We start from the raw sequence: 23713 nt of genomic DNA, 5'->3' as shown, positions 1-23713 counted from the left end.
GATCCCGGGGGGCTGGGAGGGAGGGGGCGGGGCGGGGCGCGGTGCTCAGGGCCGGCGGCTCAGGCGCCGATGAGCTTGGCGAACTTCCCCTCGTACGCCGTCTCCTCCTTGCTGCTGAGGGAGCGGAAGGCGTGCGAGGCGGCGGCCATGGCCGCGTCCGGGAGGATCAGGGTGTTGTCCGCCATCGCCTTGTCGATCTTCGTCAGCTCCGCGCGGACCCCGTCCACCGGACAGACGTAGTTGATGTACGCGGCGAGCTGGGCGGCGATCGGCGGCTGGTAGTAGTGGTCGATGAGCTTCTCGGCGTTGGTCTTGTGCCGCGCCTTGGCCGGGACCAGCAGGTTGTCGCTGGAGATGATGTAGCCGCTCTCCGGGATGGTGAACTTGATGTCCGGGTTGTCCGCCTGGAGCTGGACGATGTCCCCGGCCCAGGCGACGCAGGCCGCGAGGTCGCCCTTGTCGAGGTCGGCGGTGTAGTCGTTGCCGGTGAAGCGGCGGATCTGCTGGTTGTCGACGCCCTTCTGGAGCCGGGCGATCGCCGCGTCGAAGTCGTCGTCCGAGAACGACCCGGGATCCTTGCCGAGGTCGAGGAGGGTCATCCCGACGGAGTCGCGCATCTCGGAGAGGAAGGCGACCCGCCCCTTGAGCGCCGGGTCGTCGAGCAGCTGGCTCACGGACTCGACCTTGCGGCCCTTGGTCGCCTTGGCGTTGTAGGCGATGACGGTCGGGATGCCGGTCCAGGGGTACGAGTAGGCCCGGCCCGGGTCCCAGTCGGGCATCCGGAACTGCTCGGCCAGGTTCGCGAACGCGTGCGGCAGGTTCGAGGGGTCGAGTTTCTGCGCGTACCCGAGCCTGATCATGCGGGCGGCCAGCCAGTCGGTGACGCATATGAGGTCACGGCCGGTGTCCTGGCCGGCCGCGAGCTGCGGCTGGATCTTGCCGAAGAACTCGACGTTGTCGTTGATGTCCGCCGTGTACTTGACCGCGATCCCGGTGCGCCGGGTGAAGGCCTCCAGCGTCGGGTAGTGCTTCTCGTCCTCGCTGGTGTCCATGTACTCGGTCCAGTTGGAGAAGACGACCCGCTTCTCCTTCGCCGAGTGGTCCGTCGTCGCCGGGCCGTCCTCGTCCCGCTTGGCGGGCGGGATCCCGCAGGCGCTCAGCGCGGCGAGGCCGCCGACGGTGAGCGCGCCGACCCCGGTGGCCCGCAGCAGCGAGCGGCGGGAGAGGGCGCCCCGGCCGCTGGTCAGGGTGCGCCGCATCGCGGCCCGTTGGGCGGCCGACGGACGGTCGGGCTCGTACTGCTCCATGCGCTGTGCCCTTTCGGGTGGGTGGTAACGGCCGGATCCGCGGGGCAGCCGCTAGGGACGGTCTCCGAAGATCGTGCGGTGCCAGTCCTTGCGTGCGACCGCGGTGTTGTCGAACATCACATGCTTGATCTGCGTGTATTCCTCGAACGAGTACGCGGACATGTCCTTGCCGAAGCCGCTGGCCTTGTAGCCGCCGTGCGGCATCTCGCTGATGATCGGGATGTGGTCGTTGACCCAGACGCACCCGGCCTGGATCTCCCGGGTGGCGCGGCCCGTGCGGTAGACGTCGCGGCTCCAGACGGAGGCGGCGAGTCCGTACGGGGTGTCGTTCGCGAGGGCGAGACCTTCGTCGTCGCTGTCGAAGGGGAGGACGGCCAGGACCGGGCCGAAGATCTCGGCCTGGACGGCCTCGCTGTCCTGCGGGGCGCCGGCGATCAGGGTGGGCCGGTAGTAGGCGCCGTCCTGGAACGCGCCGCCCGGTGCCTCGCCGCCGGTGACGACGCGCGCGTAGCCGCGGGCCCGGTCGACGACGGCCGCGACGCGGTCGCGGTGGGCGTGGGTGATCAGCGGGCCCAGGTCGGTGGCCGGGTCGGCGGGATCCCCCAGCCGGACGGTCTCCATCAGCGCGGCGACCCCGCTGACGAACGCGTCGTACAGGGGGCGCTGGACGTACGCGCGGGTGGCGGCGGTGCAGTCCTGCCCGCCGTTGATGAGCGCCCCGGCGACGGCGCCGTGGACCGCGGCCTCCAGGTCGGCGTCGTCCAGGACGAGGAAGGGCGCCTTGCCGCCGAGTTCGAGGTGGAGGCGGGTGACGGTCGCGGCGGCGATCTCGGCGACGCGCTTGCCGACGGGTGTGGAGCCGGTGAAGGAGGTCATCACGACGTCGGGGTGGGCGACCAGCCGCTCCCCCGCGTCCCGGCCCGCGCCGGAGACGATGTTGATCACCCCGTCGGGCAGTCCGGCCCGCTGGGCGGCCTGGGCGAACATCAGCGCGGTGAGCGGGGTGATCTCGGCGGGCTTGAGCACGATGGTGTTGCCCGCGGCGACGGCCGGGAGGATCTTCCAGGCGGCCATCTGGAGCGGGTAGTTCCAGGGGGCGATGGAGCCGACGACCCCAAGGGCCTCACGGCGTACGTAGGAGGTGTGGTCGGCGCTGTACTCCCCGGCCGAGACCCCGTCGAGGTGGCGGGCGGCGCCCGCGAAGAACGCGGTGTTGTCGATCGTGCCCGGGACGTCGAACTCGGTGGCGAGCCTGATCGGTTTGCCGCACTGGAGCGACTCGGCGTACGCGAGGTCCGCGGCCTCCTCGGTGAGGACGGCGGCGAGGCGGTGCAGGGCGTCGGAGCGCTCGCCGGGGGTGGCGGCCGACCAGGCGGGGAACGCGGCGCGCGCGGCGGCGACGGCGTCGTCCACGTCGGCGGTGCCCGCCAGTTCGTACGTGTGGACCACTTCACCGGTCGCCGGGTCGGTGACCGCCTGCGTACGCCCCGAGGTGCCGGGGCGCAGCCGGCCCCCGATGAACTGCGCGCCGGCCGCGAAGCGGTCCCGCACCTGGAAGCGGTTGCCCATGACGCTCTCCGATGTTCCGGCCGACGTTCCGGCGGTGCCCCCGTACCGGCGGTCCCGCACGCCGGTCGTGGTTCCAGTCGTTGTCCGGCTTCAATTGAGTGCCGATCCTGACAGAGCACGTCCACCTCAACAAGGGATTCCGTTGTTGCCTTTTGGTTACGCGACGGAATCGGTGGACCGTGTGTCGTGTCAGGGGGCTGTTCGCCGTACGGACTGTCCGTGGTGACCGGCAGAATCCCGTGCATGGGAGAACACACGGGAAGCACGGAGCACACGGGGAGCACGAAGCACACGGGACGCGCGATCCGCACGGCCGCCGACCTGGTCGCGCGGGCGGAGCGCGGCGAGACGCTGAAGTACCTGTGTTTCTGGGGGCACACACCGAAGGCGGACGGCACGCTGGGAGCGAGCTGTCTCAGCCAGTGGTGGCCGTCGCCGTTCACGGTGGACGGGGTGGAGTACGCCACGGCCGAGCACTGGATGATGGCGGCGAAGGCCCGGCTCTTCGAGGACCCGGAGGCCGAGCGCGAGGCCGTGGCGGCGGCGAATCCGGCCCTGGCCAAGAAGGCGGGCCGCCTGGTGCGCGGCTTCGAGCAGGCCGTCTGGGAGCGCGAGCGGTTCGGCGTGGTGGTGGAGGGCAGCGTGCACAAGTTCGGGCAGGACCCCGCGCTGCGGGAGTTCCTGCTGGGCACGGGCGGGCGGGTGCTCGTCGAAGCCAGCCCCAGGGACCGGATCTGGGGCATCGGCCTGTCGGCCCAGGACGAGCGGGCGGCGGACCCTGCCCGGTGGCGGGGCCTGAACCTGCTCGGTTTCGCCCTGATGGAGGCGCGGGAACGGCTCCGTACCTGAGTCCGTGCCTGAGTCCTGAGTCGAGTCCCGAGTCCTGAGTCCGTACCTGAGGGGTACGGGGTCGTCCCGCGGCCGGAGGTCAGGGCGTCACGAGCACCACGGACGAGGTGGAGAACGGGTCCTCGTCGGTGAAGTCCGAGCCGTCCTCGCTGTTGACCACCCAGATGAGGAGGGCGAGGAACACCGCGCCGAGCACGGTCGCGACGGCGCCGAGGATGATCCCCGCCAGCGCCATACCCCCGTTGGTCGCCTCGCCCCTGCGGGCCTTGCGGCGGCCGACGACGCCGAAGACCAGGGCGAGGACACCGAGGAGGATCCCGGCGCCCCAGAAGCAGCCGACGACCAGCCCGACGATGCCGAGCACCAGGGCCGTGACACCCATGCCGTTGGAAGGGGCCTGCTGCCAGCCGCCCGCTCCGTAGCCGGGGTACGGAGCGACGTAGCCGCCCGGGGAGTACCCGGCGGGGTAACCGGCGTGCGTCGCCCCGGTGGGCGCTCCCGCCGGGTAGCCGTAGCCGCCCCCGGTGTCGTGCGTCCCGCCCGTACCGGTGGGGTACGGCGGACCGTACGGAGCGCCGGGCTGCGGCGGGACGGTCCCGGGCGGTGCGCCGGGGTAGCCGTACGGTCCGGGCGCACCCGCGCCGGGCCCGCCGGGCGCGGGCGGCGGCGGGGGTACGGCGCCGGGCGGCGGCCCACCGACCACCGTCGGCTGGTCGTGCACCGATCCGGGCGCCTGCTTGTCCAGCGGTACGCGCCGTTCCGGCGGTGCCCAGGGATCGTTGTCCTCGAAGCCGCCCGGCGGCTGGTCGTTCTGGTCCGGCATGGTCCCCCCTACGTCGTCCCGTCATGCTAAGGCCCCTCCGGGCGCGCGAACGGCCCGGCCTACCATGTTCCCCGACCCGAGCGGCCCCGGGCAGAGGGCGGACACCCCGCCCCTCCGGCGCCGACCGCCGCCGTACCCGCGCCCCCCCCGGAGGATCCACGATGACCGATCTGCACCCCTTCATTGCGGGTCTCCCCAAGGCCGAGCTGCACGTCCACCACGTGGGCTCCGCCTCGCCGCGCATCGTGTCCGAACTGGCCGCCCGCCACCCCGACTCGAAGGTGCCGACCGACCCCGAGGCGCTCGTCGACTACTTCACGTTCACGGACTTCGCGCACTTCATCGAGGTGTACCTCTCCGTCGTGGACCTGATCCGCACCCCGGAGGACGTACGGCTGCTGACCTTCGAGGTCGCCCGTGACATGGCCCGGCAGAACATCCGGTACGCCGAGCTGACGGTCACGCCGTACAGCTCGACCAGCCGGGGCATCCCCGAGGTGGGCTTCATGGAGGCGATCGAGGACGCCAGGAAGGCGGCGGAGGCCGAGCTGGGCGTCGTCCTGCGCTGGTGCTTCGACATCCCCGGCGAGGCGGGCCTCGCGGCGGCCGAGGAGACCGCGCGGCTGGCGGTGGACCTGCGCCCCGAGGGCCTGGTCTCGTTCGGCCTCGGCGGCCCCGAGATCGGCGTGCCCCGCCCGCAGTTCAAGCCCTACTTCGACCGGGCGATCGACGCGGGCCTGCACTCCGTGCCGCACGCCGGGGAGACGACCGGGCCGGAGACGGTCTGGGACGCACTGCGCGACCTGCGCGCCGAGCGCGTCGGCCACGGCACCAGCTCCGTGCGGGACCCGGAGCTGCTGGCGCACCTGGCCGAGCACCGCATCCCGCTGGAGGTGTGCCCGACGTCGAACATCGCGACCCGCGCGGTGGCCGACCTCGACGAGCATCCCGTCAAGGAGATGGTCGCGGCCGGGGTGCTGGTGACGGTCAACAGCGACGACCCGCCGATGTTCGGCACGGACCTCAACCAGGAGTACGGCGTGGCAGCGCGCCTCCTCGGCCTGGACGAGCGCGGGCTGGCCGCCCTCGCCAGGAACGGTGTCGAGGCGTCCTTCCTCGACGCGGACGGCAAGAAGCGGCTGCTCGCCGAGATCGACACGTACACCTCGGCCTGGCTGGCGCGCTGAGGGCTGCCTGTGGCCACAATTGCTCCCATGCGCACGAAGCGGGACGAGCGACACGAGCAGGCCGGGCGAGCGGGACGGGCGAGACGGGCGGAACAGGACCCGGCGGACGAGCGGCCCGTCGTCGCCGTGGGGCACCGGGGTGACCCGTACCGGATCCGGGAGAACACCCTCCCCTCGCTCCGCTCCGCCTTCGCGCGCGGCGCGGACGCCGTCGAGTTCGACGTACGGCTGACCCGCGACGGAGTGCCCGTCCTGCTCCACGACTCCACGCTGGAACGGCTGTGGGGCGACGAGCGGCGGCTGGCCGACCTGACCCACGACGAGGTGCGCGACCACGCGCGGGGCGAGGTGCCGACCCTCGCGGAGGCGCTGGCCGCGCTGCCCGGCGCGCGGCTGATGATCGATCTCCCGGGGGCCTCCGCGGCGGCGGTCCGTACCGTCGTCGGCACGGTACGGGACGGCGGGGCCGCCGACCGGGTGTACTACTGCGCGTCCCCCACGACGATGCTCGCCGTGCGCGCGGCGGACGCGGACGCGGAGATCGCGATGACGTGGACCACGGTCGCCCCGCCCCGGCCCGCCCTGCTCGACGCGGTGCGGCCGCGCTGGCTCAACTACCGCTTCGGCCTGGTCAGCCGGGAGCTGGCCGATCGCGACCACCGCGCGGGCCTGCTGGTCTCCGCCTGGACCGCCGACACCGGACGCTCCATGCGGCGGCTCATCGCCCGGGGCGTCGACTCGATCACGACCAACCGGATCGACGTCCTGGCCGGCCTGCTGGGCCGCGCCCCTCACCCCGCCGCCCGCCCGGCCTCTCACCTGGAGCAGTCATGAAGGACCAGGACCTCCCGGAAGGCGTGCGTTCCGACGTCGCGCAGAACGCCCGTGTCTGGAACTACTGGCTGGGCGGCACGGACAACTATCCGGTCGACCGCACGGTGGGCGACCAGGTCACCAGCATGTATCCGTCCATCGGCGAGGTCGCCCGCGCGGACCGGGCGTTCCTCGGCCGCGCGGTCACCCACCTGACCCGGGACCTGGGCGTACGGCAGTTCCTGGACCTCGGCACCGGGCTGCCCACCGCCGACCACACCCACCAGGTCGCGCAGCGGATCGCCCCCGAGTCGCGGGTCGTGTACGTCGACAACGACCCGACCGTGCTGGCCCTGGCCCGGGTGCTGCTCACCAGCACGCCCGAGGGCGCCACGACGTACCTGGACGTGGACGTCCACGAACCCGAGCAGATCCTGGCGGCCGTGGAACCGACCCTGGACCTGCGGCGCCCGGTCGCGGTGATGATGCTGGGGATCCTGAACTTCGTCATGGACACGGTGGAGGCCCGGTCGATCGTGGGCCGTCTGATGGACGCCGTACCGTCCGGCAGCTATCTGGTCCTCACCCACCCGACGCTGGAGCTGGGCGGCGGCGGGAACGCGGAGGCGATGCGGTTCTGGAACGAGCACGCGTCCCCGCGGATCGTGGCCCGCAGCCGCTCGAAGGTCCTGTCCCTGCTGAGCGGCCTGGAACTGCTGCCGCCCGGCCTCGTCTCCTGCTCACGCTGGCGCCCGGAGCCGAGCATGGAGGACGGCGTGGGCGAGGTGGCCCAGTTCGGCGTGGTGGGACGCAAGCCCTGAACGCCGTGAACGCCCCGCGCGCCCCGGCGGCCCGGACATGGTGGCCGGGGGTTGCGGCCCGGCTCCACGGCCGGGCGGGCACGTGGGGCGTGGACCTCGGCATCGCCCTGCTCGTCCAGGCCGCGGTCACCATCCCGTTCGTCGTCCCCCGGGCCGCCTCGCTGCCGCCCGCCGACTGGCCCGCGTACGGGCTGACGAGCCTGAGCGTCCTGCCGCTGGTGTGGCGGCGGCGCGCCCCGGTGACCGTCCTGCTGGCCGTGCTGGCGGCGCAGGTCCTGTACGAGGTCACCTGGGACGGCCCGGGCCAGACGCTCCCGTACCCCGCGCTGCTGGCGGTCTACACGGTGGCCGCGCTCTCCCCGGCGCGCAGGCGCCTGCCCACGGCCGCCCTGACCCTCGTGCTCATCTTCCCGTCGGTCGCGCTCAACTCCGGTGAGGCGAGGGAGCTGCTGTTCTCGCTGCTCGTCTTCGGGGCGGCGTACGGCTTCGGCCGGCTGACCCGGATCCGCCAGGACTACACGGCGGCCGTCGAGGACCGGGCGGCGCAGCTGGAGCGGGCGAACCGGATCGAGGCGGAGCAGGCGACGGCACGCGAACGGGCCCGGATCGCCCGGGAGATGCACGACATCCTCTCGCACGCCGTCAGTATCATGATCGTCCAGGCGGAGGCGGGTCCGGTGGCGGTACGGACGGCTCCCGAGCGCGCCGAGGCGGCGTTCGACGCGATCTCGGAGACGGGCCGCGACGCGATGGTGCAGCTGCGCCGGATGCTGGGCGTGCTCCGTGAGGGCGGCCCGGCCGGGGACCCGTCCGCGCCCCTGCACCCGCAGCCCTCCCTGACGGAGCTTCCCGCACTGGTGGAGCGGGTCGCCGCGGGCGGGATCGACATCGGGTACGAGACGGTGGGCCGGCCGCCGGGGCCGCTGTCGCTCGACACGGAGGCCACGGTCTACCGCGTGGTCCAGGAGGCGCTGACCAATGTGGTCAAGCACGCCGCCGCCGGTTCCGTCCTGATCCGGCTGGAGTACGGCCCCGACGCCCTGGCGGTCACGGTCACCGACGACGGGCGCGGCCCCGGCGACTCCACCGGACACGGCCTGGTCGGGGTCCGCGAGCGGGTGGCCGCGCACGGCGGCACGGTCACGGCGGGCCCCGGTCCGGAGGGCGGAGGCTTCCGGCTGGCGGTACGGCTGCCGCTCGCACCCGCCCCCGCGCCGCTCGTCCGCTCCCCCCGCCGCTCGTAGACTCCCGCTCGTAGACTCCCGGGCGGAGGTGGGGCGTTGACGATCCGGGTGGTGGTGGCGGACGACCAGGAGCTGGTCCGCAGCGGGTTCGCGATGATCCTCGACGCGCAGCCCGACATCGAGGTCGTGGCGGAGGCGGGCGACGGCGCGCGGGCCGTCGAGGCCGTACGGCGGCTGCGCCCCGAGGTGGCGCTGCTCGACATCCGGATGCCGGGCACGGACGGCATCGAGGCGTGCCGGGCCATCACCCGGGCGGGCGGCTGCCGGACCGTCATGCTCACGACCTTCGACTCCGACGCGTACGTGTACGAGGCGCTGCACGCGGGCGCGAGCGGTTTCCTGCTCAAGGACGTCCGGCGGGACGATCTGGTGCACGCGGTACGGGTGGTGGCGGCGGGCGACTCGCTGCTGGCGCCGTCGGTGGCGCGGCGGTTGGTCGAGGAGTACGTACGGCGGCCCCGGCCCGCGGCGGCCCCGCCCGGCGCGGGGCTCGGTGTCCTGACGGCCCGGGAGCGCGAGACGCTCCTCCATCTGGCGCGGGGCCTGTCGAACGCGGAGATCGCCGCCGCGCTCACCGTGAGCGAGCACACGGTGAAGACGCATGTGGGGCACGTGCTGGCGAAGTTGGGGCTGCGGGACCGGATCCAGGCGGTCATCCGCGCGTACGAGACGGGACTGGTCACCGCCGGCCGTCCCTCCGCCGGGGGAGAGCGGGCCGCCGGCTCCCCCGTACCGGCGAGGGATTGAGCCGCCGAGGACCACCCGCTCCGGCGATCCGCCGGGACGCCGGGTTCCGCAGGATGGGGAGGGCCAGCCAGCCGGCCCCCTCACCTGGAGACCACGCCATGAACGCCCGTACCAGAACCGCCCTGGCCGCCGCACTGATCCTGGGGATCGCGGCGGGTCCCCAGGCCCCGGCGGCGCTCGCCACGGCGGACGTGCCGCGCCACGCGGCCGATGCCCACGCCCCCGATTCCACGGCCCTGCGCGCCGCCCTCGCGGGACTGCCGGACGCCGACGCGACCGCCGCGCTCGTCCGGGTCGGCGGCACCGACGGCGTGTGGCGCGGCAGCGCGGGGGTGCACGACCTGGCGTCGGGGGCGCCCGCCGACCCGCACGCCCGCTTCCGGGCCGGTTCGGTGACGAAGGTGTTCACGGCCGCGGTGGTGCTCCAGCTGGCCGCCGAGCACCGGGTCGACCTCGCCCGGACGGTCCGCTCCTACCTGCCGGACCTGGTCCCCGCGGCGTACGGGCGGGTGACCGTACGGCAGTTGCTCGACCACACCAGCGGCATCCCGGCCGCCGAGCTGCCGGGGACCACCCCCGAGGAGCGGTACGCGCACCGCTTCGACCTCCACGACCCGAGGGACATGGCCGCCTCGGCCCTGGCGGAGGAGCCGGAGTTCGCGCCGGGCGGGCAGCAGCACTACCTCAACATCAACTACACCCTGCTGGGGCTGCTGACCGAGAAGGTCACGGGCCGCCCCTTCGCCGACGAGGCCGCCCGCCGCGTGCTGCGTCCGCTCGGACTGCGCGACACGTACTTCCCCGGCGCCGATCCGCGGATCAGCGGCCCGCACAACCACGGCTACCAGTTCTTCCCCCTCCCCGGCGGGGGCACGGAGTTGCGCGACGTGACGGTGTGGGGCGCCACGGAGTCCTGGGCGGCGGGAGACCTCATCTCCAGCACGGCGGACCTGGAGCGCTTCGTCCGGGCGCTGTTCCGGGGGCGGGTCGTCCCCCGGCCACAGCTGGCGGAGATGTTCACGCTGCCCGCCGGGCCGGTGCGCCAGTACGGCTCGGGCGAGCCGGCCGCGTACAGCGCGGGCCTGTCGGTCATCACGCTCGGGGGCCGTCAGGTGTGGGGCAAGACCGGGAGCCGCTGGGGCTACACCACGGCGATCGCCGCGACGCGCGACCTCTCGCGCACGCTGGTCTACAGCGTCAACGCGACGGACGCGAAGGGCGAGGGGATGAATCCGAGGGCGCTGTCGCTGATGGTGGCGGCGTTCGGGGAGCCGTCTGCGTAACCACACAGAAGGCGCGCGCGAACGCCCGGCCGCTGTCGCGCGGCCGGGCGTTCGCCGTCGTGCCGGATCTCGGCCGGCGTCGGCTGTCGTCAGCTGTCGAGTGACGTCATGACGTGCTTGATACGGGTGTAGTCGTCGAAGCCGTACCCGGAGAGGTCCTTGCCGTACCCGGACTGCTTGAACCCGCCGTGCGGCATCTCGGCGACCAGCGGGATGTGCGTGTTGATCCACACGCAGCCGAAGTCCAGCGCCTTCGACATCCGCATCGCGCGGCCGTGGTCCTTCGTCCACACGGAGGACGCGAGGGCGAAGTCGACGCCGTTCGCGTACTCCACGGCCTGCTCCTCGTCCGTGAAGGACTGGACGGTGATGACGGGGCCGAAGACCTCGTGCTGGACGATCTCGTCGTCCTGCCGGAGTCCGGAGACGACGGTCGCGGCGTAGAAGTACCCCTGGTCGCCGACGCGGTGGCCGCCCGCCTGGACCTTGGCGTGCGCGGGCAGCCGCTCGATGAAGCCGGAGACGTGTGCGAGCTGGTTCGCGTTGTTGAGCGGGCCGTAGAGCACGTCCTCGTCGTCCGCCGCGCCCGTCTTGGTGTCGGCGGCGGCCTTCGCGAGGGCCGTCACGAACTCGTCGTGGATCGACTCGTGGACGAGGACCCGGCAGGCGGCCGTACAGTCCTGGCCCGCGTTGAAGTACCCGGCCACCGCGATGTCCTCGACGGCCTTCGCGATGTCGACGTCCTCGAAGACGACGACCGGCGCCTTGCCGCCCAGCTCCAGGTGGACCCGCTTGACGTCCTTGGCCGCCGACGCGGCGACCTGGGAGCCGGCCCGTACGGAACCGGTGATGGACGCCATCGCCGGGGTGGGGTGCTCGACCATCAGCCGGCCGCTGTCCCGGTCGCCGCACAGGACGTTGAAGACGCCCTTGGGGACGATCGCGCCGATGATCTCCGCGAGGAGCAGCGTCGAGGCGGGGGTGGTGTCCGACGGCTTGAGGACCACCGTGTTGCCGGCCGCGAGGGCGGGCGCGAACTTCCACACGGCCATCATCATCGGGTAGTTCCAGGGCGCGACCTGCGCGCAGACGCCGAGGGGCTCGCGCCGTACGAAGGAGGTCAGCCCCTCCATGTACTCGCCGGCCGAGCGGCCTTCGAGCATCCGGGCGGCGCCCGCGAAGAAGCGGATCTGGTCGATCATGGGCGGGATCTCTTCGGTACGGGTCAGCTCCAGCGGCTTGCCCGTGTTCTCGGACTCGGCCGCGATCAGCTCCTCCGCCCGCTCCTCGACGGCGTCCGCGATCTTGAGCAGGACCTTCTGCCGCTCGGCGGGGGTGGCGTCGCGCCACGCCGGGAAGGCGGCCGCGGCGGCCTCCATGGCGGCGTCGACGTCGGCCTGGCCCGAGAGCGGCGACGTGGCGTACACCTGGCCCGTGGCCGGGTTGACCACCTCGATGGTCCGCCCGTCGGCGGCGTCCCGGAACTCCCCGTTGATGTAGTTACGCAGACGGCGCGGTTCGGTGGTCACTGCCACCCTCCTGTCAGATGTCCTGTTGTCCTGCGGTCGGATGTCCGGTGCCCGGTGTCCGGTGGGTGAGACACCCAGCCTAATCGCTCGGTCGACGCTTTCGACAGGCCCGACCCCCATCAACTTCGGATTCGGTTCTCCTGGGGTCCCGTAACAACGAATTTCATCGCTACAGGGTTGCGGGACGGTCGAGTCGCAGTGCACAGTGAGCTGCGTGGCCAGTCGCAGCGCAGATCCCAGACCAGAGTCCAGGACCGGGAACGGATCCTCCGCCTCCATCGATGCCGTGTCCCTCGCGATCATCGAACAGCTCCAGGAGGACGGCCGGCGCTCCTACGCGGCGATCGGCAAGGCGGTCGGACTCTCCGAGGCGGCCGTGCGCCAGCGGGTGCAGAAGCTGCTGGACCAGGGCGTGATGCAGATCGTCGCCGTCACCGACCCGCTGACCGTCGGCTTCCGGCGCCAGGCGATGGTCGGCGTCAACGTCGAGGGCGACATGGACGCGGTGGCCGACGCGCTGGCGGCGATGGACGAGTGCGAGTACGTGGTGATGACCGCGGGCTCCTTCGACCTGATGGTGGAGATCGTCTGCGAGGACGACGAACACCTGCTGGAAGTGATCAACAAAAGGATCCGCGCGCTCCCCGGCGTGCGCTCCACCGAGAGCTTCATCTACCTCAAGTTGAAGAAGCAGACCTACATGTGGGGAACCCGATAGTCGTGAGCCAGGACCTCTCCAAGACCGCGTACGACCACCTGTGGATGCACTTCACCCGCATGTCGTCGTACAAGAACGCCCCCGTGCCCACCATCGTGCGGGGCGAGGGCACCTACATCTACGACGACACGGGCAAGCGCTACCTCGACGGCCTCTCCGGGCTGTTCGTGGTCAACGCCGGCCACGGCCGTCACGAGCTGGCCGAGACCGCCTACAAGCAGGCGCAGGAGCTGGCGTTCTTCCCGATCTGGTCGTACGCCCACCCGAACGCGGTGGAGCTGGCCGAGCGGCTGGCCCACTACGCGCCCGGCGACCTCAACAAGGTCTTCTTCACCACGGGCGGCGGCGAGGCGGTCGAGACCGCCTGGAAGCTCGCCAAGCAGTACTTCAAGCTGACCGGCAAGCCCACCAAGTACAAGGTCATCTCCCGCGCGGTGGCCTACCACGGCACCCCGCAGGGCGCCCTGTCCATCACCGGGCTGCCCGCGCTCAAGGCACCCTTCGAGCCGCTGGTCCCCGGCGCGCACAAGGTCGTCAACACCAACATCTACCGCGCGCCGATATTCGGGGACGACCCGGAGGCGTACGGCCGCTGGTGCGCCGACCAGATCGAGCAGGAGATCCTCTTCGAGGGCCCCGAGACGGTCGCGGCGGTCTTCCTGGAGCCGGTGCAGAACGCGGGCGGCTGCTTCCCGCCGCCGCCCGGGTACTTCCAACGGGTCCGCGAGATCTGCGACCAGTACGACGTGCTGCTCGTCTCCGACGAGGTCATCTGCGCGTTCGGGCGGCTCGGCACGATGTTCGCGTGCGACAAGTTCGACTACGTACCGGACATGATCACCTGCGCCAAGGGCATGACGTCGGGCTACTCCCCGATCGGCGCCTGCATCATCTCCGACCGGCTCGCCGAGCCGTTCTACGAGGGTGACAACACCTTCCTGCACGGCTACACCTTCGGCGGCCACCCGGTCTCGGCCGCGGTGGGCCTCGCCAACCTCGACATCTTCGAGCGCGAGGGCCTCAACCAGCACGTGCTCGACAACGAGGGCGCGTTCTTCGACACCCTCAAGAAGCTCCACGACCTGCCGATCGTCGGCGACGTCCGCGGCAACGGGTTCTTCTACGGCATCGAGCTGGTGAAGGACAAGGCGACGAAGGAGACGTTCACCGACGAGGAGACCGAGCGCGTCCTGTACGGGTTCCTCTCCAAGGAGCTGTTCGACCGCGGCCTGTACTGCCGGGCCGACGACCGGGGGGACCCGGTGGTCCAGCTGGCGCCGCCGCTGATCTCCGACCAGTCGACGTTCGACGAGATCGAGGGGATCCTGCGGTCGGTGCTGACGGAGGCGTGGACGAAGCTCTGATCGTCGTCCCGACCGCTCATCGTCCCTACCGCTCCACCGGTCACCATCCGACAGCGCTGATCATCTGATCGTATCGACGGCCCGGATACCCCCTTTCGAGTGAGAAGGGTGGCATCCGGGCCGTGTGCTGTGCGCGCACCCGGTCCGGGTTCCCTACCGTGCCGAGAGACCGATCCGACCGAGGTGGAGGTGTGCGCCATGGTGGCCCCGCCGGACAACGACGTGCTCTGGGCTCGTTCCCTGCACTACTCCCACAACGGCTCGCCCGCCCTCACCGGTGTCTCGCTGGGCGTGCGCGAGGGCGACATCCTCGCCGTGAACGGCCCGCGCGGCAGCGGCAAGTCGACACTGCTGCGCTGTCTCTCCGGCCAACTGGTGCCGGACCAGGGCGAGATCTGGTTCAACAGCGCGCCCGTGCACACCATGAACGCCGTCCTGCGCGAACGCCTGCGCCGCGACCGCTTCAGCTGGATCGACCCGCGGCCGTGCCTCGTCCCCGAGCTGAGCGCCTGGGAGAACGCCGCCCTGCCCCTGCTGATGCGCGGCGCCGGCCACCGCGCGGCCAAGACCGCCGCGATGGAGTGGCTGGAGCGCCTGGACATCGGCGCGTGCGCCCGTAAACGACCGCACTCCCTGCTCCAGAGCCAGCGCCAGCGGGTCGCCGTCGCCCGGGCCCTGGTGACCAAGCCGTCCGTGCTCTTCGCCGACGAACCGACCGCGCCCCTGCACCAGGCGGACCGGGCCCAGGTGCTCCGTACGCTGACCACCGCCGCCCGCTCGCACCGCATCACCGTGGTGCTGGCGACGCTGGACCCGGAGGTCGCGACCCTCGCCGACCGTACGGTCTCGCTGCTCGACGGCCGCCGGGTGGGCTCCCTCCAGCCGTCCGAGGCGGAAGGCCAGGACGCGTGCTCTCTCTCCGTCTGACCCGGGGCACCCACCCGCTGGTCCTGCTGCGCCGGCTGCTGGTCGCCGCGGCGTCCGCCGGGGTCGGTTTCCTGCTGCTGTGCACGCTCGGGTGGGCCCTCGGCCATCCCGCCGGGTCCTATCTGCGCCTGCTGTGGTGCCTGGTCCCGCTCGCCGCCACCGCCCAGTTCGCGGTGGCGGTGGCCAGGACCGACCCGAGCACCCGGCCGCGCCGCGGACTGTCCGCGGTCGGCCTGGGCCCGGCCCGGCTCACGATGCTGGCCGTCGCGTCGACGGCCGTGGCCACCACCCTCGGCAGCGCGGTGGCGCTGCTGGTCTTCCTGCACCTGCGCGGCGACCTGACGGGCATGCCGTTCGACGGCGCCGCGGCCGACCTGCTCTCCGCGGACCGGCCGCTGCCGCTGGGCGCGGCGCTCACCCTGCTGGCGGCGGCGCCGCTGCTGGCCACCGTCGCCGCCGGACTGGCGCTGCGACCGCGCTCCGCCACCGCCGTACCGGACCGGTCCGAAGGCGGTACGGGGACGGGGGCCGGCACCGGGGCTGCCGACGCGGGCGGGGAGAAGGTCCGGCCGCCGGGCGCGTTCGCCCGGACGTCCGCGCCGGGCGGGCTGCCGTGGGGGTTCGCGCTCACGGCGGCGGGCCTCGCGGTGGAGACGTACGCGAGCCGGAACGGGGACGCGGGCGCGCTGCCGCTGCCCGGCCGCTTCGACGGCGGCTCGGCGGGCGTGCTGGCCGGCTGGGCGCTGACCGCCGTCGGCCTCGCGCTGGCCGGGCCCGGCATCACCCACCTGTGCGGCTGGCTGCTCCAGACGCTGCGCCCCGGCGCGGTCCGGCTGCTGGCGGGCCGCATGCTGATGACCGAGGCCGGGCGGATCGGCCGTCCGCTGGGCGTGCTGTGCGCGGTGGTCTCCGGCGCGTTCGCGGCGGCGAGCCTGTACGGGCCCGGCGACGAACGCCCCTTCGGCCCGCTGACCGGGCTGGGCGCGGGGCTGGTCCTCGGCTGCACGGTGGCGACGCTGCTGACGGCGGCGCTGGAGGCCCGCCAGGCGCGGGCCACGACGACGGCGGATCTGGTACGGCAGGGCGCCCCGGCGGCGATGCTCCGCACGGCGGCGGCGGTACGGACCGCGACCCTGCTCGCGGTCTTCGTCCCGCTGACGTGGGCGGTGGCGTCGCTGGCGGCGGTCCCCCTGACGGTCTGAGGCGTCTGGGGCTCACGCCCGGCCGTCGCCGGGGAGCAGCGTCGCGGACAGCGTGTCCGCCAGCCACTTCTCGTACGTGTCCGCGTCCCGGCCGCGCGCGACCGTGAACCGCTGGAAGAGGTCCGGTCCGGTGAGGACCCAGCAGGCGTCCACGAGGTACGCGCGGTCCGCGCGGGCGGGGAGCACGCCCTCGGTCGCGAGGTGCCCGACGAAGGCCGTGATCCCGGTGAGCCGCTCCTCCTCCGTCCCGGCCAGCAGCTCGGCCACCTCGCCGCCGGCGGAGGTCAGCAGGGTGAAGAGCGGGGCGAGCCGTTCATGGACGCCCCGGACGAACCCCGCGTACAGCCTGAGCTTCGTGTACGGGTCGCGGGTGCGCAGCACCTCCTGGAGGACGGGCCGCTGGGCCATGGTGAGGGGTTCGTCGTCACCGGCCTGGGTGACGTCCCACAGCGCCTTCATGAGCTGCGCCTTGCTCCCGAACGTCTTGTAGAGCGTCTCGGGCGAGACCCCGGCCCGCTCGGCGACGGCGCGGACGGTGGAGGCCCGTCACTTCGCGGGGCTGGAAACCCTCCTCGCCCGGCTGGGCCGCACCCCGGCGGACATCCGGACCGTCCTCCTCACCCACGCCCACCCGGACCACACCGGCCTGGCCGAGCGGCTGCGCCGGGCGGGCGCCGAGATCTGGATCCAGGAGAGGGACGCGGCGTCCCTGGGCGACGGACCCCGCTCCGCGGTGCGGCACGCCAAGCCGGAGCGGAGCCCGCTGCCGTACCTGCTGCGGCGGCCCGTCGCGCTCGGCACTCCGCCGCACCTGGCGCGCGGGGGCGCGTTCACCGCGCCGGCGGTCGGGACGGCGCACGACTTCGGCGCGGCCGGGCTGCCCGCGACACTGCCCGGCGGCCCGCGGGCCGTGCCCGTGCCCGGCCACACGCCGGGGAGCACCGCGTACCTCTCGCGGAACGCGGGCTCCTCTTCACGGGCGACGCGCTGGTCACGTACGACGGCCTCACCGGTCGCACCGGGCCGACGCTCGTCGCGCGCGGGTTCACCCACGACAGCGCCGCCGCCCTCGCCTCGCTGGAACCGCTCTCCGGTCCGGCCGGGGCACTTGTCCTGCCCGGGCACGGCGCCCCCTTCACGAAGGGGCCGCGCGCCGCCGTGGAGCGGGCGCGGGAGGCGGGGCGGCACTGAGTGCGGGCGGGGCGGACGGTGTGAAGGACCGGCCGCTATCGTGACGCCATGGTGAATGGCGATGACCTCCAACCGCAGCCGACGGACCGGGAGATAGAAACCCTCGACGAGTTCGACCGCAGAATCGTCGAAACCGGCGGGAAGCTCGACGGCTTCCGGCTCCAGTCCGTGGACCTGTCCGGCCGTACGGACACCCTGATCGCCACCGACACCTCCGGCGCCGTCTTCCTCGGCTGCCCCATGGAGGCCGCCGCCCTGGCCAAGGTCCGCGCCGACGGAGCCATGGTGTTCCCGCCGGTGCCGAACCTCCCCTTCGACCCGTACCGGGGGCTGCTGTACTCCCCCGACCAGCTCTTCGACGGGCTCGCGGACCACGGGTACGACGCCACGCCGGACGCGCGGGCCTACGCGTGGTTCCAGCGCACCAAGTCGGACGGCGACATCTTCGCGTCCATGCTGCGCTCGGTGCACGACGACGCGATCTCCGACGCCCTGGACGAACTCCTCGTCGGGGCGCGGGTGGTGGGCGTGATGGGCGGGCACGCGATGGCCCGCGGCACGGACGCGTACGCGGGGGCGGCGCGGCTGGGCCGGGCCCTGACCCGTTCCGGGCTGACGGTCGCGACCGGGGGCGGGCCCGGCGCGATGGAGGCGGCGAACCTGGGCGCGTACGCCGCGCCCCACCCCGACGACATGCTGGACGAGGCCCTCGAACTCCTCGCCGAGACGCCGTCGTTCGTCCCGTCGGTCTCCGACTGGGCGCAGGCGGCGTTCGACGTGCGGGCGCGGTGGCCCAAGGGCGAGGAGTCGGTGGGCATCCCGACATGGTTCTACGGCCACGAGCCGCCGAACGCGTTCGCCGCGCACATCGCGAAGTACTTCGCCAACGCGACCCGCGAGGACGGGCTGCTGGCCCGGTGCAACGCGGGCGTCGTCTTCCTGCCGGGCGCGGCGGGCACAGTCCAGGAGATCTTCGACAACGCGACGCCGAACTACTACGAGTCCCGGGGCGAGCCGACCCCGATGGTGCTGGTGGACCGGGAGCACTGGACGGAACGGTTGCCGGCGTGGCCCCTGCTCTTGTCGCTGGCGCGACGCAGGTCCATGGAGCCGCGGATAGCGCTGGTGGACTCGGTGGACGAGGCGGCGGGGGCGCTGGCGCGTCTGGGGGGTGCGTTGCGGTAAGGGCATTGCGGTTTGTGTTGTCCTCGCGCCGGACGGGCGTCTGCGCCCCGGTGGGGGGCGCGGTTTCCTGCTTGTCCTCAATCGCCGGACGGGCTTGATTTTGCCCGCTGCGGGCCGCGTTTTCCGGCGCGGGTTGTCGCCGGGGGCCGGTCAGGGGTCGTGTCCTGCACTGCATGTTTTACGTCGCGTGCGCGCCCTCGTTATGCGTAACGGTAGCCATGCGACACAAAACACGCTTTACGTTCCGGACACGACCCCTGCCCGTCCCCCTTCCAGGCCCGCGCCAAAACAACCCTGGCCCACCCCGGGTCTTTAAGCCCGTCCGGCGCTTGAGGACATCGGTGACCCGCACCCGGCAACGGGCGCCAAGACCCAGCCCTCCCGGACGCACCCCCAGCCCGTCCGGCGCTTGAGGACGCAGTAAGCCGCACCCGCGCACCGGGCAGCAGGGACCCCGGAGCGGCGGGGCCGTTCACTTCACCCTCGGCGTGAGGGGGGTGGGGTCGGAGGAGGTGCGTGTGTCCGGACGTAAAGCGTGTTTTGTGTCGCATGGCGATCGTCAATCAATACGACCGGCCGCACGCGACGTAAAACATGCAGTCCGGACATACGTACCTCCGGAGGCCCCGCCCCCCGTCACCACGACACACCCAGCCCGTCCGGCGCTTGAGGACATCAGTAAGCCGCGCCCGCGCCCCAGGCAGACGCCACAAACAGAGCCCGTCCGGCGCTTGAGGACAAAAGAAGGAAGCCGCGCCCCCCACCGGGGCGCACACGCCCGTCCGGCGCGAGGACAAACAGACAGGGCAAAGATCACCGCGCAGACGGGAGCACCACCACCTCGTCCGCCGCGAACGTCACCCCCACCTCACCGCCCTCCCAGGGCGCTTCGCGCAATTCGCACTCCGCCTCCAGCCGCGGCCCCGCCTCAGGCCGGAGCACCACCACCACCCGGCTCCCCCGGAACGTACGCGACTCCACCGTGCAGCGGAGCCCGGCCGCCGCCGGGTCGGGAGCGGGGGCCGGAGACAGGCGGACCCCACCCGGCCGCACCAGCAGCGTCACCGCCCCCTCCGGGGAACCCGGCGGCACCGGAACCGGGCCCCAGGGCGTGTCCCCGACCCCGCCCGCCACCACCGCCGGCACCACGTTCTCGAAACCCAGGAAGCCGGCCACAAACGCGGACGCGGGCCGCTGCCAGACCTCCAGCGGCGTACCCGTCTGCGCGATGCGGCCCTCGTGCATGACCACCACCCGGTCCGCGAGGGCGAACGCCTCGCCCTGGTCGTGGGTGACGGCCAGCACCGTCATACCCAACCGCCCGAACAGGCCCCGCAGTTCGACGACCAGGCGCTCCCGCAGGCTGCGGTCCAGCTGCCCCAGCGGCTCGTCCAGCATCAGCAGCCGGGGACGCGGCGCGAGCGCCCGCGCCAGCGCGACCCGCTGCTGCTCACCGCCCGAGAGCGAGGAGACGGCCCGGCCACGGGCCCCCGGCAGGCCCACCAGGTCGAGCAACTCCTCGACCCGGCCCGCCTGTTCGTCCCGCGAAACCCCCCGCATCCGCAGCCCGAACGCGACGTTGCCGCCCACATCCCGCTGCGGAAAGAGCTGGTGGTCCTGGAACATCAGGCCCACCCCCCGCCGGTGCACCGGCACCCCCGCCTGGTCCGCGCCGTCCAGCGACACCCGCCCGCCGTCCACCTCCTGGAGCCCCGCGACCACCCGCAGCAGCGTCGACTTGCCGCTGCCGCTCGGCCCCAGCACACACACGATCTCGTGCTCGGCGACGTCCAGGTCCACCGCGTCGAGCGCCGTCCGGAGCGCCTTGCGGTCGCCGAACCGTACCGTCACCCCCGCGAGGCTGAGCAGCGTCATCAGAATTCCCCCGAGCGGTCGGTACGGATACGTTCGAGCACGAGCAGCGACACCGCGCACACCACCATCAGGACGGTGCTCAGGGCCATCGCCTGCCCGTAGTTGAGCTCCCCGGGCCGGCCCAGCAGCCGCGCCACGGCCACCGGCAGCGTCGGCCGGTCGGGCCGGGCGATGAAGACCGTCGCACCGAACTCGCCGAGCGAGACCGCGAAGGCGAACCCGGCCGCGACGAGCAACGCCCGCCGTACCAAGGGGAGATCGACCTCCCGCCAGGCCCGCAGCGGCGACGCGCCGAGTACCGCCGCCGCCTCGCGCAGCCGGCCGTCCACCGCCCGGAGCACGGGCAGCATGGTCCGTACGACGAAGGGCACCCCGACCAGCGCCTGGGCGAGCGGCACCAGGATCCAGGAGGCCCGCAGGTCCAGCGGCGGCTGGTCGAGGGTGATCAGGAATCCGAAGCCGACGGTCACCGCGGAGACGCCGAGCGGCAGCATCAGCAGGGCGTCGAAGCCGCGGACGAGCCGGCCCGCCCGCCGGGTCAGCGCGGCGGCCGCCAGTCCGCCCACGACCAGCGCGATCGCCGTCGCGACCACCGCGTACTCCAGGGAGTTCCGTACGGCGTCCAGCGGCGGAACGAGGAAGGTGCCGCTCGGCCCCACCGACGTGAGCGCCCTGTAGTAGGTGAGGCCGTACCCGCCGGGGCCGTCGAAGGAACGCTCGACCAGCACCCCGAGCGGCAGCAGGACCAGGACGAGTACCACGCCGAGGACGGAGACGAGCAACGCCCACTGCCCCGGCCCCTTCGGACGGCGCGCCGTCAGCGCCGGGTCGACCAGGCGCAGCGCGCTCTCCCGCCGCCGTACGGTCCGGGCGTGCAGCGCCAGGATCGCGCCGACGGCGGCGAACTGGACGAGGGTGAGCACGGCGGCGGTCGGCAGGTCGAGGAGTTGCGCGGTCTGCCGGTAGATCTCCACCTCCAGCGTGGAGTACGCGGGGCCGCCGAGGATCTGCACGACGCCGAAGGAGGTGAAGGTGAAGAGGAAGACCATCAGGGCGGCGGACGCGACGGCGGGCGCGAGGGCGGGCAGGGTGACCCGCCGCCAGGCGGCGAGGCGGCTCGCGCCGAGCACCCGCGCGGCCTCCTCCTGGCGCGGGTCGAGCTGCGACCACAGGCCGCCGACAGTCCGTACGACCACCGCGTAGTTGAAGAAGACGTGCGCGAGGAGGATCGCCCAGACGGTGGTGTCGAGGCGGACGCCCCACAGCTCGTCCAGGAGTCCGCCGCGCCCGAGGAGGGCGAGGAAGGCCGTGCCGACGACGACGGTCGGCAGGACGAACGGCACGGTGACGACGGCCCGGAGCAGCTGCTTGCCGGGGAAGTCGAAGCGCGCGAAGACGTACGCGCCGGGCAGGGCGACGGCCAGGGTGAGCGCCGTGGAGGCGAGGGCCTGCCAGGTGGTGAACCACAGGACGCCGAGGAGGTCGGGGCGGCTCAGCACGTCACCGACGCGGCCGAACTGCCAGACCCCGCCGGTCCGCAGCCCGCGCCCGACGATCGCGACGACCGGGTAGGCGAAGAAGACCGCGAAGAACACGACGGGCACGGCCATGAGGCCGAGCCGTACGGCGTGTGCCCGTACGGCCCGGCGGTCCGGCTCGCGGGCTACTTCACGACGAGTGAGGTCCACGTCTGGATCCACTGCTCCCGGTTGGCGGCGATCTTGTCGGGCGCCACGGTCTCCGGCCGGTCCACGGTCGCGCCGAACTCGGTGAACAGGGGAGGCAGCGGTACGGCCTTGACCACGGGGTTCACGAACATGTTCAGCGGCATGTCCGCCTGGAACCGGTCGCTGATCAGGAAGTCCAGCAGCGCCTTGCCGCCGGCCTCGTTCTTCGCCCCGCCGAGCAGGCCCGCGAACTCGATCTGCCGGAAGCAGGTGCCGGTGGCGACGCCGGTCGGCGCGACCTTGGGCTGCGGCTTCGCGTACAGCACCTCGACGGGCGGGCTGGAGGCGTACGAGACGACGAGCGGGCGGTCGCCGTGGGCCTTCTTGCCGCCGGCGGAACCGGAGAAGCTCTCGTTGTAGGCCTGCTCCCAGCTGTCCACCACCTGGACGCCGTTGGCCTTGAGCTTCTTCCAGTAGTCCTGCCAGCCGGCGTCGCCGGAGTGGGCGACCGTACCGAGCAGGAAGCCGAGGCCCGGCGAGGAGGTCGCCACGTTCTCGGTGACGAGCAGGTTCTTGTACTGCGGCTTGAGCAGGTCGTCGAAGCTCTGCGGCGGCGCGAGCTTCTTGTCCGCGAAGTACTTCTTGTCGTAGTTGACGCAGATGTCACCGGTGTCGATCGGGGTGACCCGGTTCTTCGCCGCGTCCAGCCGGGTGTCGGCGGCGACCCGGTCGAGTCCCTTCGCCTGGTACGGCGTGAACAGACCGTTGTCGAGGGCGCGGGAGAGCAGGGTGTTGTCCACGCCGAAGAAGACGTCGCCCTGCGGGGAGCCCTTGGTGAGGATCTCCTTGTTGAGCGCCTCGCCGGCGTCCCCGCTCTTGAGGACCTTGACGGTGTAGCCCGTCTCCTGGGTGAACGCCTTCAGCACGGCGGGCGAGGCGTTGAACGAGTCGTGGCTGACGAGGGTGACGGTCTTGGACTTCGTCCCGCCGCCGTCGCCGCCCGACGACTCCGTACCGCCGGATCCGCCGCAGGCGGCGAGGGTCGAGACCCCGAGCGCGGCGACGAGCGCGAGGCCCGCTGTCCTTCTGGCGCGGGCGGTGCTCACGGCTTTCCTGGTGATGCTCACTGGTTTTCCTCCTGGGGACTCCAGGAGAAGACGCGGCCCTGCCCGGCGCCCTCCCGCGACGGACGCGGGCCGGGCGCCGGGCAGGGCGCAACAGCTTGAGTGATGTCCGAACTTCCTACCCAGAATGACCTGGGCAAGGTTCAGAGGGTCTGCGACCGGTGTCCGCTCGTGGAGCCGGATCCGTATCGCACTCTCAGCGCTGTGGCGCTCCCCTGTCGGAATATGTGTCGTACCGAAAATCTGTTGTTCAGTGCCAGATTACACAGCGCCAGATTACACAGCCGG

21 protein-coding genes and 1 riboswitch are annotated in these 23713 nt (G+C 72.6%); of the genes, 13 read left to right on the top strand and 8 right to left on the bottom strand.

Going from position 1 to position 23713, the window contains the following annotated elements; genetic code table 11:
* Positions 1 to 59: 59 nt before the first annotated feature.
* Both ACIODU_RS09475 and ACIODU_RS09470 read right to left on the bottom strand, forming a co-directional pair.
* Positions 60 to 1307 carry a spermidine/putrescine ABC transporter substrate-binding protein gene (locus tag ACIODU_RS09475; RefSeq protein WP_401765726.1) on the bottom strand — a complete coding sequence of 416 codons (1248 nt, stop codon included), beginning with the start codon at positions 1305 to 1307 and terminating at the stop codon, positions 60 to 62.
* A 51-nt stretch (positions 1308 to 1358) separates the two neighbouring features.
* The gene (locus ACIODU_RS09470; RefSeq protein WP_401765723.1) at positions 1359 to 2876 is read right to left on the bottom strand and encodes a gamma-aminobutyraldehyde dehydrogenase; all 1518 of its coding nucleotides are present in this window, start codon (positions 2874 to 2876) and stop codon (positions 1359 to 1361) included.
* Between the two features lie 243 nt (positions 2877 to 3119).
* On the opposite strand from ACIODU_RS09470, the gene ACIODU_RS09465 reads away from it, so the two are divergent.
* The gene (locus ACIODU_RS09465) at positions 3120 to 3725 is read left to right on the top strand and encodes an NADAR family protein (RefSeq protein ID WP_401765720.1); all 606 of its coding nucleotides are present in this window, start codon (positions 3120 to 3122) and stop codon (positions 3723 to 3725) included.
* Positions 3726 to 3804: 79 nt separating this feature from the next.
* Here ACIODU_RS09465 and ACIODU_RS09460 read toward each other — a convergent pair whose 3' ends face one another.
* Positions 3805 to 4548, bottom strand: a complete 744-nt coding sequence (locus ACIODU_RS09460; RefSeq protein ID WP_401765717.1) for a DUF4190 domain-containing protein — start codon at positions 4546 to 4548, stop codon at positions 3805 to 3807.
* A gap of 161 nt (positions 4549 to 4709) precedes the next feature.
* Between ACIODU_RS09460 and ACIODU_RS09455 the strand changes: the two genes are divergently transcribed.
* The 6 genes from ACIODU_RS09455 (at position 4710) to ACIODU_RS09430 (ending at position 10643) form a co-directional block, all read left to right on the top strand.
* Positions 4710 to 5735 carry an adenosine deaminase gene (locus tag ACIODU_RS09455; RefSeq protein ID WP_401765714.1) on the top strand — a complete coding sequence of 342 codons (1026 nt, stop codon included), beginning with the start codon at positions 4710 to 4712 and terminating at the stop codon, positions 5733 to 5735.
* Positions 5736 to 5762: 27 nt separating this feature from the next.
* Positions 5763 to 6569, top strand: coding sequence for a glycerophosphodiester phosphodiesterase (locus tag ACIODU_RS09450; RefSeq protein ID WP_401765711.1), 807 nt, complete (start codon positions 5763 to 5765; stop codon positions 6567 to 6569).
* Positions 6566 to 7369 carry an SAM-dependent methyltransferase gene (locus ACIODU_RS09445; protein ID WP_401765709.1) on the top strand — a complete coding sequence of 268 codons (804 nt, stop codon included), beginning with the start codon at positions 6566 to 6568 and terminating at the stop codon, positions 7367 to 7369. The genes ACIODU_RS09450 and ACIODU_RS09445 overlap by 4 nt, the downstream gene beginning before the upstream one ends.
* A 5-nt stretch (positions 7370 to 7374) precedes the next feature.
* Positions 7375 to 8613, top strand: a complete 1239-nt coding sequence (locus tag ACIODU_RS09440) for a sensor histidine kinase (protein ID WP_401765706.1) — start codon at positions 7375 to 7377, stop codon at positions 8611 to 8613.
* Between the two features lie 36 nt (positions 8614 to 8649).
* Complete coding sequence (locus ACIODU_RS09435; RefSeq protein WP_401765703.1) at positions 8650 to 9360, top strand: response regulator; 711 nt, start codon at positions 8650 to 8652, stop codon at positions 9358 to 9360.
* 98 nt (positions 9361 to 9458) lie between these two features.
* Positions 9459 to 10643 (top strand): serine hydrolase domain-containing protein, encoded by a 1185-nt coding sequence (locus ACIODU_RS09430; protein ID WP_401765700.1) that lies wholly within the window; start codon positions 9459 to 9461, stop codon positions 10641 to 10643.
* Positions 10644 to 10732: 89 nt separating this feature from the next.
* Here the strand turns inward: ACIODU_RS09430 and ACIODU_RS09425 are convergent, their stop codons facing one another.
* Positions 10733 to 12172, bottom strand: a complete 1440-nt coding sequence (locus ACIODU_RS09425; RefSeq protein WP_356432367.1) for a gamma-aminobutyraldehyde dehydrogenase — start codon at positions 12170 to 12172, stop codon at positions 10733 to 10735.
* Positions 12173 to 12386: 214 nt separating this feature from the next.
* Here ACIODU_RS09425 and ACIODU_RS09420 point away from each other — a divergent pair, with 214 nt between their 5' ends.
* From ACIODU_RS09420 to ACIODU_RS09405, 4 genes are all read left to right on the top strand, one after another.
* Positions 12387 to 12890 (top strand): Lrp/AsnC family transcriptional regulator, encoded by a 504-nt coding sequence (locus ACIODU_RS09420; RefSeq protein WP_161310811.1) that lies wholly within the window; start codon positions 12387 to 12389, stop codon positions 12888 to 12890.
* Positions 12875 to 14254, top strand: coding sequence for an aspartate aminotransferase family protein (locus ACIODU_RS09415; RefSeq protein WP_401765696.1), 1380 nt, complete (start codon positions 12875 to 12877; stop codon positions 14252 to 14254). The genes ACIODU_RS09420 and ACIODU_RS09415 overlap by 16 nt, the downstream gene beginning before the upstream one ends.
* A 198-nt stretch (positions 14255 to 14452) precedes the next feature.
* Entirely contained in the window at positions 14453 to 15181 is a 729-nt protein-coding gene (locus tag ACIODU_RS09410) for an ATP-binding cassette domain-containing protein (protein ID WP_356432365.1), read from the top strand.
* On the top strand, positions 15163 to 16383 hold the full coding sequence (locus ACIODU_RS09405) for a hypothetical protein (RefSeq protein WP_401765692.1): 1221 nt from the start codon (positions 15163 to 15165) through the stop codon (positions 16381 to 16383). Before ACIODU_RS09410 ends, ACIODU_RS09405 begins: the two co-directional genes overlap by 19 nt.
* A gap of 12 nt (positions 16384 to 16395) precedes the next feature.
* Here the strand turns inward: ACIODU_RS09405 and ACIODU_RS09400 are convergent, their stop codons facing one another.
* Entirely contained in the window at positions 16396 to 16842 is a 447-nt protein-coding gene (locus ACIODU_RS09400; protein WP_401765689.1) for a TetR/AcrR family transcriptional regulator, read from the bottom strand.
* A 76-nt stretch (positions 16843 to 16918) separates the two neighbouring features.
* On the opposite strand from ACIODU_RS09400, the gene ACIODU_RS09395 reads away from it, so the two are divergent.
* Entirely contained in the window at positions 16919 to 17629 is a 711-nt protein-coding gene (locus ACIODU_RS09395) for an MBL fold metallo-hydrolase (RefSeq protein ID WP_401765686.1), read from the top strand.
* Entirely contained in the window at positions 17623 to 18759 is a 1137-nt protein-coding gene (locus ACIODU_RS09390; protein WP_356432358.1) for a Rossmann fold nucleotide-binding protein, read from the top strand. Before ACIODU_RS09395 ends, ACIODU_RS09390 begins: the two co-directional genes overlap by 7 nt.
* An 813-nt stretch (positions 18760 to 19572) precedes the next feature.
* On the opposite strand, the gene ACIODU_RS09385 is transcribed toward ACIODU_RS09390, so the two are convergent.
* From ACIODU_RS09385 to ACIODU_RS09375, 3 genes are read right to left on the bottom strand one after another with little or no spacing between them, the layout of a single operon-like run.
* Positions 19573 to 20634, bottom strand: coding sequence for an ABC transporter ATP-binding protein (locus ACIODU_RS09385; RefSeq protein WP_401765682.1), 1062 nt, complete (start codon positions 20632 to 20634; stop codon positions 19573 to 19575).
* A complete protein-coding gene (locus ACIODU_RS09380) occupies positions 20634 to 22244 on the bottom strand; it encodes an ABC transporter permease (protein WP_401765909.1) in 1611 nt (536 codons plus the stop codon). The genes ACIODU_RS09385 and ACIODU_RS09380 overlap by 1 nt, the downstream gene beginning before the upstream one ends.
* Positions 22245 to 22297: 53 nt before the next feature.
* Positions 22298 to 23428 (bottom strand): thiamine ABC transporter substrate binding subunit, encoded by a 1131-nt coding sequence (locus ACIODU_RS09375; RefSeq protein WP_401765679.1) that lies wholly within the window; start codon positions 23426 to 23428, stop codon positions 22298 to 22300.
* A 94-nt stretch (positions 23429 to 23522) separates the two neighbouring features.
* Positions 23523 to 23652, bottom strand: a riboswitch (TPP riboswitch).
* Positions 23653 to 23713 lie beyond the last annotated feature (61 nt).

Source organism: Streptomyces sp. NPDC088261, assembly GCF_044740805.1.
Lineage (GTDB): Bacteria > Actinomycetota > Actinomycetes > Streptomycetales > Streptomycetaceae > Streptomyces.
Note: the sequence above shows the minus strand (reverse complement) of the source record. Positions and strands in the feature narration are given on the sequence as shown.

What these genes read in the sequence shown, in the direction of transcription:
- ACIODU_RS09475 (WP_401765726.1), bottom strand. Translation starts at nt 1,307, where the DNA reads ATGGAGCAGTACGAGCCCGACCGTCCGTCGGCCGCCCAACGGGCCGCG.
- ACIODU_RS09470 (WP_401765723.1), bottom strand. Translation starts at nt 2,876, where the DNA reads ATGGGCAACCGCTTCCAGGTGCGGGACCGCTTCGCGGCCGGCGCGCAG.
- ACIODU_RS09465 (WP_401765720.1), top strand. Translation starts at nt 3,120, where the DNA reads ATGGGAGAACACACGGGAAGCACGGAGCACACGGGGAGCACGAAGCAC.
- ACIODU_RS09460 (WP_401765717.1), bottom strand. Translation starts at nt 4,548, where the DNA reads ATGCCGGACCAGAACGACCAGCCGCCGGGCGGCTTCGAGGACAACGAT.
- ACIODU_RS09455 (WP_401765714.1), top strand. Translation starts at nt 4,710, where the DNA reads ATGACCGATCTGCACCCCTTCATTGCGGGTCTCCCCAAGGCCGAGCTG.
- ACIODU_RS09450 (WP_401765711.1), top strand. Translation starts at nt 5,763, where the DNA reads ATGCGCACGAAGCGGGACGAGCGACACGAGCAGGCCGGGCGAGCGGGA.
- ACIODU_RS09445 (WP_401765709.1), top strand. Translation starts at nt 6,566, where the DNA reads ATGAAGGACCAGGACCTCCCGGAAGGCGTGCGTTCCGACGTCGCGCAG.
- ACIODU_RS09430 (WP_401765700.1), top strand. Translation starts at nt 9,459, where the DNA reads ATGAACGCCCGTACCAGAACCGCCCTGGCCGCCGCACTGATCCTGGGG.
- ACIODU_RS09410 (WP_356432365.1), top strand. Translation starts at nt 14,453, where the DNA reads ATGGTGGCCCCGCCGGACAACGACGTGCTCTGGGCTCGTTCCCTGCAC.
- ACIODU_RS09400 (WP_401765689.1), bottom strand. Translation starts at nt 16,842, where the DNA reads ATGAAGGCGCTGTGGGACGTCACCCAGGCCGGTGACGACGAACCCCTC.
- ACIODU_RS09390 (WP_356432358.1), top strand. Translation starts at nt 17,623, where the DNA reads ATGGTGAATGGCGATGACCTCCAACCGCAGCCGACGGACCGGGAGATA.
- ACIODU_RS09385 (WP_401765682.1), bottom strand. Translation starts at nt 20,634, where the DNA reads ATGACGCTGCTCAGCCTCGCGGGGGTGACGGTACGGTTCGGCGACCGC.
- ACIODU_RS09380 (WP_401765909.1), bottom strand. Translation starts at nt 22,244, where the DNA reads ATGGCCGTGCCCGTCGTGTTCTTCGCGGTCTTCTTCGCCTACCCGGTC.